Genomic DNA, 2,042 nt, shown 5'->3' with positions numbered 1-2,042 from the left:
GCCCCCCTTCTACCTGCTCGCCGATCCGGCGCTGATCGCCTCCCGGGCGCGCCTGCTCGGCATTTCGCTGCCGGTCGTCGAAACGACATCAGCGCAAGCGGCGCAGGTCTTTGCCCGCGCCTTGCCGATCGTTCCACTGACTGCCCGCTGCATCGACAGTCCCGGCCGGCCGGATCCGGCCAATGCGGCCGCCACCATCGAGGCCATCGACCGCGCCGTCGCCGATTGCCTTGCCGGCGAAGCCTCGGCCGTGGTCACCTGCCCCATCGCCAAGAAGCCGCTCTACGACGCCGGCTTTCGCTTCCCCGGCCACACCGAGTATCTGGCGCATCTGGCGGCCCGGCACAGCGGCGTCGAGGCGATGCCGGTGATGATGCTGGCAGGACCCGACCTGCGCACCGTTCCCGTCACCATCCACATCGCGCTGGCCGAGGTGCCGAAGGCACTGACCACCGAGCTGATCGTCGCCACCGCGCGCATCACCGCCGCCGACCTTACCGGCCGCTTCGGCATCGCCAAGCCACGGCTGGCGATTGCCGGGCTCAACCCGCATGCCGGCGAAGGCGGCGCCATGGGCCTCGAGGACGAGCGGATCGTGCGCCCGGCGGTCGACATCCTGCGTGCCGATGGCATCGACGCTTTCGGCCCTTTGCCGGCCGACACGTTGTTCCATGTCCGGGCGCGGGCGGGCTACGACGCGGCCCTTTGCATGTATCACGACCAGGCGCTGATCCCGGCCAAGGCGCTGGCTTTCGACGAGGCGGTCAATGTCACGCTCGGCCTGCCCTTCATCCGCACCTCGCCCGACCACGGCACGGCCTTCGACATCGCCGGCAAGGGTGTGGCGCGGCCCGACAGCCTGATAGCGGCGCTGAAGCTTGCCCGGCGGCTGGCCGACACGAACACGAAGGCGGTTGCGGTATGAGATCTCGGGCATGAGCATCGACGGGCTGCCGCCGCTGCGCGAGGTGATCGAGCGTCATGGGCTGCGGGCAAAGAAGGCGCTCGGCCAGAATTTCCTGCTCGACCTCAACCTCACCGGCAAGATCGCGCGCACCGCCGGCGACTTGTCCGATGCAACCGTGATCGAGGTCGGTCCCGGTCCCGGCGGGCTGACCCGCGCCCTGCTTTCCAACGGCGCGCGTCACGTCATCGCCATCGAGCGTGACGAACGCTGCCTAGCGGCCCTTGCCGAAGTGTCCGATCATTATCCCGGCCGGCTGGAGGTTGTTTCCGGCGATGCGCTGAAGACGGATTTCGCAGGCCTTGCCAGCCGAGCGACCGGCAATGGCGGTCCGGTCAAGATCGTGGCCAACCTGCCCTACAATATCGGCACGGAGCTGCTGGTGCGCTGGTTGACGGTCAGCGACTGGCCGCCTTTCTACACCTCGATGACTTTGATGTTCCAGCGCGAGGTGGCCGAGCGCATCGTCGCGCCTGCCGGCAGCGACAGCTATGGCCGGCTGGGGGTTCTTGCCGGCTGGCGGACGGAGGCGAGGATCGCCTTCGACGTACCGCCACAGGCATTCACGCCGCCGCCAAAGGTCACCTCCTCGGTGGTGCATCTGGTGCCGCGCCCGACGCCCCTGCCCGCCGAGGTGAAGAAACTCGGCCGCGTCACAGAAGCCGCTTTCGGCCAACGTCGCAAGATGCTGCGGCAGAGCGTGAAAAGCCTCGGCGGCGAGGCCCTGCTCGAACGCGCCGGCATCGATCCGACACGCCGCGCCGAGACGCTCAGCGTCGAGGAATTCGTGCGGCTGACCAATGCCGTGTAGCTCTCTTCTCCCCGTTTACGGGGAGAAGATGCCGGCAGGCAGATGAGGGGGCAGCACGAACCTTGAAATGCCAGCACCGCCCCTCATCCGGCCCTTCGGGCCACCTTCTCCCCGTGAACGGTGCGAAGGAAGAGGTCTCAGCCCGTCTTCTCGTCCAACAGTCCAGAGACGAAATCGAACAGGCCTGGCCGGCGGTCGCGTCTTAGCCGCTCGGCGACGACGATGCCGCGCACTTCGGCGAAGGCGCGGTCAAGGTCATCATTGACG

Annotated in this window: 2 protein-coding genes and 1 pseudogene; 2 read left to right on the top strand and 1 reads right to left on the bottom strand. The window is 67.8% G+C overall.

All coding sequences use genetic code 11. The features are described 5' to 3' along the window. Together pdxA and rsmA are read left to right on the top strand one after the other, a co-directional pair. On the top strand, positions 1-925 hold a 925-nt coding region (gene pdxA, locus EN984_RS32500), incomplete at its 5' end, for a 4-hydroxythreonine-4-phosphate dehydrogenase PdxA (RefSeq protein ID WP_127384255.1). Between the two features lie 10 nt (positions 926-935). Next, entirely contained in the window at positions 936-1,775 is an 840-nt protein-coding gene (gene rsmA, locus EN984_RS32495) for a 16S rRNA (adenine(1518)-N(6)/adenine(1519)-N(6))-dimethyltransferase RsmA (protein ID WP_127268606.1), read from the top strand. A gap of 137 nt (positions 1,776-1,912) precedes the next feature. Here rsmA and EN984_RS39110 read toward each other — a convergent pair. Beyond that, a pseudogene (locus tag EN984_RS39110) lies at positions 1,913-2,042 on the bottom strand (guanylate kinase); the annotation flags it as partial.

The sequence above is a fragment of the Mesorhizobium sp. M7A.F.Ca.CA.004.12.1.1 genome, from assembly GCF_003997835.1.
In the GTDB taxonomy this organism is placed as follows: domain Bacteria; phylum Pseudomonadota; class Alphaproteobacteria; order Rhizobiales; family Rhizobiaceae; genus Mesorhizobium.
This window is presented reverse-complemented; position numbering and strand designations above follow the sequence as displayed.